Raw genomic sequence first — 6,368 nt, 5'->3', positions numbered from 1 at the left:
CTGCTCCAGAACGACGTCGACCTGCCCCGCAACGGCGCCGACGTCCTCGGACCGTGGATCGTCGGCGACACCGTCGTCAAGGCGATGTACAAGGGCGTCTCCGGCTACGGCCTGAGCGACGGCAAGGAGAAGTGGCACGTCGACGTGCCGTTCGAGCTGTGCGCCGCGCCCGCGGACCCCTCGGCGAACGGCGTGATGGTCTTCGCCTACGCCGAGAGCGCCAAGGACGGCGCCAAGTGCACCTCGCTCCAGCAGATCGACCTGAAGGCCATCATCGTCTTGACCAGCTTTTCTTCCTTGTCGTTCGAGGCGGAGACCCGCCCGCTCGCCACGACGAAGGTGCCGGCGTCGTACGCGTAGCCCGGGCTGTAGAAGTTGTTCTCGATCTGGGCCGTCGACGCCGGGTGCTGGAGCACGATCTTCGGCGCGCCACCGGTGGGGGCGATCGTCGCGACCGCGCCGCCCTTGTCGTACGACGGGTCCACGTACACCAGGACCTGGCCGCCCTCCATGCGGAGCGGGAGCATGCTCTGCTCACCGGGCGCCTTGGAGCGCCACTTCGGCTTGCCGTTCTTCAGGTCGAAGGCGACGACCTCGTTGGGGGTGCCGTACGAGGTCTCGGTGGCCATGTAGAAGGTGTTCGCGTCGGCGGCGACCCCGGTGCAGCCCTGGAGGTTCTTGCCGAAGATGACGAAGCCGCCGCCGCAGGAGGGGGCGAACTTGTCCTTGCCGCCCTGGATCTGCGAGCGGAGCGAGCCGTTGGCGTTGAGCGAGAAGATGGTCCACTTCTTCTGCTCGCGCTGGGTGGCGGAGACGACCAGCGGGTCGACCGAGTAGACCCGGTCCACCTCCCAGTCGCTCTCCAGCTTGAACGTCCACTTGGGCTTGCCCGTGTTCGGGTCGACCTCGCTGACGCCCTGGAGCTTCTTGGTGGTGCTGCCCGAGGGGCAGTCCACGGCGGCGATCAGCTTGCTGCCGCCGGCGTACGCGAAGGGCTTGCAGCCGCTCGTGGCGCCGGTGAAGAGCTGTCTGCCGTCGGCCAGCGAGAAGCCGTAGGAGCTGCTGGTGCCGGAGACGGTCACGGTGTCGCCGCTGATGGACAGGGTGTTGTCCGAGAAGGCGAAGAGGCCCTTGGGCTTCGGCACGGCCTTCTTCCAGCCCGCCTTGCCGGTCTTCAGGTCGATCTGCTGGAGCGAGGTGCACTTGGCGCCGTCCTTGGCGCTCTCGGCGTAGGCGAAGACCATCACGCCGTTCGCCGAGGGGTCCGCGGGCGCGGCGCACAGCTCGAACGGCACGTCGACGTGCCACTTCTCCTTGCCGTCGCTCAGGCCGTAGCCGGAGACGCCCTTGTACATCGCCTTGACGACGGTGTCGCCGACGATCCACGGTCCGAGGACGTCGGCGCCGTTGCGGGGCAGGTCGACGTCGTTCTGGAGCAGCCAGTTGACCTTGGCCTCGCCCGCCTGGCGGCCGGCGTTCAGGTCGTCGTCGCCGCCCTTGGAGCCGTCGCCCGAGCCGTCGCCCTTGTCGACGGACTCGCTCGGCGAGGGCGCGCCGGTGGAGGAGCTCGCGCTGGTCGTGGGGCCGGCGACCGGGTCCTTGTCGTCCCCGCCGCCGACGACGGCCCAGGTGGCGACGGCGGCGACCAGGACGGCACCGGCGGCCACGGCGGCGACGACACCGGTACGGCCCTTGAGACCGCCGCCGGAGGGCGGCGGGGTGGGGGCGCCCTGGTACACCGGCTGGGTCGGGTAGCCGCCGTAGGGGTTCTGCTGCTGGCCGTACGGCCCGGGCTGCTGCGGCTGACCGTACGGTCCCGGCTGCTGGCCCTGCTGCGGGTAGCCGTACGGCTGCTGGGGCGGCTGGCCGTACGGACCGGGCTGGCCGGGCTGACCCGGCTGGCCCTGCTGCGGGTAGCCGTAACCGGGCTGGGTCGGCTGGCCGTACGGCCCCGGCGCGGCCGGTGGCGGGCCGGCGGGCGGCGGCGGGGTCTGCGGAGCCTGCGGCGGGACGGGCGGCACCGGCGGCGTGCCCTGGTGCGGCGGGCCCTGGTTCGGATCCTGGGGAGCTCCGAAGCCCCCCGGCGGCTGGTTGCTGGGCGGCTGGGTCATCAGCGGTTCCCCCTTGACGTGAGCGGGTTTTCTTTCTACCACCCACGCCGTGACGCAAAAGCGACCGGTCCACCCCTTGTACCCAAGGGAGGACCGGCCTGTGATGCCCTCGTTATGCGTCCTCGGCCAGCTCGAGCCAGCGCATCTCCAATTCGTCCCGCTCCCCCGCGAGTTCCCGCAGCTCGGCGTCGAGCTTCGCCACGAGCTCGAAGTCGGTCGCGTTGTCGGCGATCCGCCCGTGCAGCTTGCCCTCCTTGTCGGAGAGCTTGTCGAGCTGCCGCTCGACCTTCTGAAGCTCCTTCTTCGCGGCGCGCGCGTCGGCGGCGGAGACGCCCGGCCTGCTCGGCGCGGGTGCGGCGGCCGGCGCCGGGGCGGCCGACTCGATCATCTTCCGACGCCGCTCCAGGTACTCGTCGATGCCGCGGGGCAGCATCCGCAGGGTCCGGTCGCCGAGCAGCGCGAGGGTCCGGTCGGTGGTGCGCTCGATGAAGAAGCGGTCGTGGGAGATGACGACCATGGAGCCCGGCCAGCCGTCGAGGAGGTCCTCCAGCTGGGTGAGGGTCTCGATGTCGAGGTCGTTGGTGGGCTCGTCGAGGAAGAGGACGTTCGGCTCGTCCATGAGGAGGCGCAGCAGCTGGAGGCGGCGGCGCTCACCGCCGGAGAGGTCGCCGACGGGCGTCCACTGCTTCTCCTTGGAGAAGCCGAACTGCTCGCAGAGCTGTCCGGCCGTCATCTCGCGCCCCTTGCCGAGGTCGACCCGGTCGCGGATCTGCTGGACGGCCTCCAGGACGCGGAGGGTGCCGGGGAGTTCGGTGACGTCCTGGGAGAGGTAGGCGAGCCGGACGGTCTTGCCGACGGTGACGGAGCCCGCGGCGGGCTGGATCTCGCCCTGGCTGACGGCGGCGTCGGCGAGGGCCCGCAGGAGGGAGGTCTTGCCCGCGCCGTTGACGCCGACGAGGCCGATGCGGTCGCCGGGGCCCAGCTGCCAGGTGAGGTGCTCCAGGAGGGTCTTGGGGCCGGCGGTGACGGTCACGTCCTCCAGGTCGAAGACCGTCTTGCCGAGGCGGGCGTTGGCGAACTTCATCAGCTCGGAGGTGTCGCGCGGCGGCGGCACGTCGGCGATCAGCTCGTTGGCCGCCTCGATGCGGTAGCGGGGCTTGGAGGTGCGGGCGGGGGCGCCGCGCCGCAGCCAGGCCAGCTCCTTGCGCATCAGGTTCTGCCGCTTGGTCTCCTCGGTGGCGGCGATGCGCTCGCGCTCGGCACGGGCGAAGACGTAGTCGGAGTAGCCGCCCTCGTACTCGTGGACGTCGCCGCGCTGCACGTCCCACATGCGGGTGCAGACCTGGTCGAGGAACCAGCGGTCGTGGGTGACGCAGACGAGCGCGGAGCGGCGTGCCTGGAGGTGCTGGGCGAGCCAGGAGATGCCCTCGACGTCGAGGTGGTTGGTGGGCTCGTCGAGGACGATCAGGTCCTGGTCCTCGATGAGGAGCTTGGCGAGCGCGATGCGGCGGCGCTCGCCGCCGGAGAGCGGGCCGATGACGGTGTCCAGGCCGTTCTCGAAGCCGGGCAGGTCGAGCCCGCCGAACAGGCCGGTGAGCACGTCGCGGATCTTGGCGCTGCCGGCCCACTCGTGGTCGGCCATGACACCGATGACCTCGTGCCGGACGGTGGCCTTCGGGTCGAGGGAGTCGTGCTGGGTGAGCACGCCGAGGCGCAGCCCGCCGCTGTGGGTGACGCGCCCGGTGTCGGCCTCCTCCAGCTTCGCCAGCATCCGGATGAGGGTGGTCTTGCCGTCGCCGTTGCGGCCCACGACCCCGATCCGGTCCCCCTCGGAGACGCCGAGCGAGACGCCGTCGAGCAGGGCACGGGTGCCGTACACCTTGCTGACAGCCTCGACATTGACCAGATTGACGGCCACTTTGACTCCTGTACGGGGGATCGATCGATCTCCCAGAGTACGTTGCCGCGCACCCCCCGCGGACGGGCAGTACCGCCCGTCACCGCGATCCGCCGCGCCCCGCCCGCTCGACGAGGAGCCAGCCCGCCAGCGCGAGCCCGACGGCCGCCGGGGCGGTGACCGGGACGGCTATCAGGGTGGCGGAGTGGCCGTCGAGGAGTCCGGCGAAGCCCGTCAGGGAGAGGCCGAGGACGCCGAGGAGGGCGAGGGTGATGCCGACCGCGGCGGCCGGGCCGCCCGCGCCGGTCGAGGGGGCGGCCGGGACCGGGGCCTCGAAGCGGCGGAAGGCGGCCACGAGCAGCGCCGTGAGCAGGGCCGCCGCGAGGAGGCGGAGGGGGACCTGCGCCCACCAGGCGCCGGTCGCCGGGGCGGGCAGCTCCCGGTCGAGGCCGAGGAGGGCGCCGTACACCCCGAGCATCGCGGTGAGGTGCCAGAGGAACGCCGTCATCGCGACGCCGTTCGCGGTCACGACCGCGCGCCACACTCCGGCGCGGGCGACGAGCCGCGTCCCGGGGCCGCGGAGCAGTTCGACCGCGCCGACCATCCACAGGCCGTGGCAGAGCAGGGCGAGGGTCGGCGGGGCCATGTTCGAGACCTTCTCGCCGGGCATGCCCACCATCGAGAGGGGATAGGGCCCCAGGGCGACGAGCGCGGCGGCGCCGAGCAGGCCCGCGCCGGCGAGCGGGGCGGGTCGGCGGATCATGCCGTCGGCGCGGAGGAAGCCGAGCTGGTGGACCGCCAGCCACACGAAGGCGAAGTTGAGGAACTCGACGAACGGGACGTCCGCGGCGAACCGCAGCACGTCCACCGCGACGGCCCCGCCCGCGAGGGCCGCGAAGGCGCCCCAGCCCCAGCGCTCGTGCAGCCGCAGCAGCGGCGGGGTGAAGGCGACCATCGCCAGGTAGATCCCGATGAACCAGAGGGGCTGGGTGACCAGCCGCAGCGCGACGCCGGTGAGTCCGCCGTCGGCCCCGGACAGCTGGAGGACGAGTGCGGCCGCCCCCCAGACGCCGACGAAGACCATCGTCGGCCGCAGCAGCCGCTGGAGCCGGGCCCGCAGGAAGGCCGCGTACCGGGGCCGGGAGCGGTGGGCGAGGGCGTGCGAGAAGCCGCCGACGAAGAAGAACACCGGCATGACCTGGAACAGCCAGGTCGCCGCCTGGAGTCCGGGCACGACGGCGAGCAGGTTGCCGACCTGTCCGTCGGTCGTGACGGCCGCCATCAGCCAGTGTCCGAGGACGACGACGGAGAGCGAGGCCACCCGGAGCAGATCGACGTACCGGTCCCGGCTCGCCGGCGTTGCCGCGGCGAGCTCACGCGCGCTGATTCCCATGGGCGTACGGTCCCGCGGGAGGCGGGGCGGCTGACAGGGCGCGGGTACTCAGCCGGCGGCTGAGTACCCCCTAGACGATCCGGGCCCCCGGTGCCGGGGACGTCGTCGCGCGGGCCGTGCGGCAGGTGCCCGAGGCGATCAGGGCGGTGGCGACCGTCTCCGCGGACTCGGCGTCCTTCACCAGGAACGCGGTCGTCGGGCCGGAGCCCGAGACCAGGGCGGCCAGCGCGCCCGCCTCGGTGCCCGCCGCCAGCGTCGCGGCGAGCGAGGGGCGCAGCGAGAGGGCGGCCGGCTGGAGGTCGTTGGCGAGGGCGGCGGCGAGGGCGGTCGGGTCGCCGGTGCGCAGGGCGTCCAGGAGGACCGGGGAGGCGGCGGGCTCGGGGACGTCGGTGCCCTCGGTGAGGCGGTCGAACTCGCCGTAGACCGCCGGGGTGGACAGGCCGCCGTCGGCGACGGCGAACACCCAGTGGAAGGCGCCGCCGACGGGCAGCGCGGCGAGCCTCTCGCCGCGGCCGGTGCCGAGCGCGGCGCCGCCGACCAGGCTGAACGGGACGTCGCTGCCGAGTTCGGCGCAGATCTCCAGGAGTTCCTCGCGGGAGGAGCCGAGGCCCCAGAGCGCGTCGCAGGCGAGGAGGGCGCCGGCGCCGTCGGCGCTGCCGCCGGCCATGCCGCCGGCGACGGGGATGTCCTTGGCGATGTGCAGGTGCACGTCGGGGGCGATGCCGTGCCGGGCGGCCAGCAGTTCGGCGGCCCGCGCGGCCAGGTTGGTGCGGTCGAGCGGGACCTTGTCGGCGTCCGGGCCCTCGCAGGTGACCGTCAGCGTCTCGGCGGGGGTGGCGGTGACCTCGTCGTACAGGGAGACCGCGAGGAAGACGTTGGCCAGGTCGTGGAAGCCGTCGGGGCGGGCGGCGCCCACCGCGAGCTGGACGTTGACCTTGGCGGGGACGCGGACGGTGACGCCCGCGGG

4 protein-coding genes are annotated in these 6,368 nt (G+C 73.0%); all 4 read right to left on the bottom strand.

Features of this window, described 5'->3' with window-relative positions:
* Positions 1 to 206: 206 nt before the first annotated feature.
* A complete protein-coding gene (locus EAO70_RS17130) occupies positions 207 to 2,111 on the bottom strand; it encodes a PQQ-binding-like beta-propeller repeat protein (RefSeq protein WP_148003836.1) in 1,905 nt (634 codons plus the stop codon).
* Between the two features lie 112 nt (positions 2,112 to 2,223).
* On the bottom strand, positions 2,224 to 4,029 hold the full coding sequence (locus EAO70_RS17125; RefSeq protein WP_148003835.1) for an ABC-F family ATP-binding cassette domain-containing protein: 1,806 nt from the start codon (positions 4,027 to 4,029) through the stop codon (positions 2,224 to 2,226).
* 79 nt (positions 4,030 to 4,108) lie between these two features.
* The gene (locus tag EAO70_RS17120) at positions 4,109 to 5,401 is read right to left on the bottom strand and encodes an acyltransferase family protein (RefSeq protein WP_148003834.1); all 1,293 of its coding nucleotides are present in this window, start codon (positions 5,399 to 5,401) and stop codon (positions 4,109 to 4,111) included.
* Positions 5,402 to 5,471: 70 nt separating this feature from the next.
* Positions 5,472 to 6,368, bottom strand: an 897-nt coding sequence (locus EAO70_RS17115) for a 4-(cytidine 5'-diphospho)-2-C-methyl-D-erythritol kinase (RefSeq protein ID WP_148005188.1), incomplete at its 5' end; no start/stop codon positions are given.

Origin of the sequence: Streptomyces sp. adm13(2018) (assembly GCF_008042145.1) — a bacterium.
Taxonomy (GTDB): Bacteria; Actinomycetota; Actinomycetes; order Streptomycetales; family Streptomycetaceae; genus Streptomyces.
The sequence above is the reverse complement of the archived record's forward strand: the minus strand, read 5'-3'. Positions and strand labels throughout refer to the sequence as shown.

Bases quoted from the DNA above. Each gene is read 5' to 3' on its own strand.
- EAO70_RS17130 (WP_148003836.1), bottom strand. From the start codon at position 2,111: ATGACCCAGCCGCCCAGCAACCAGCCGCCGGGGGGCTTCGGAGCTCCC.
- EAO70_RS17120 (WP_148003834.1), bottom strand. From the start codon at position 5,401: ATGGGAATCAGCGCGCGTGAGCTCGCCGCGGCAACGCCGGCGAGCCGG.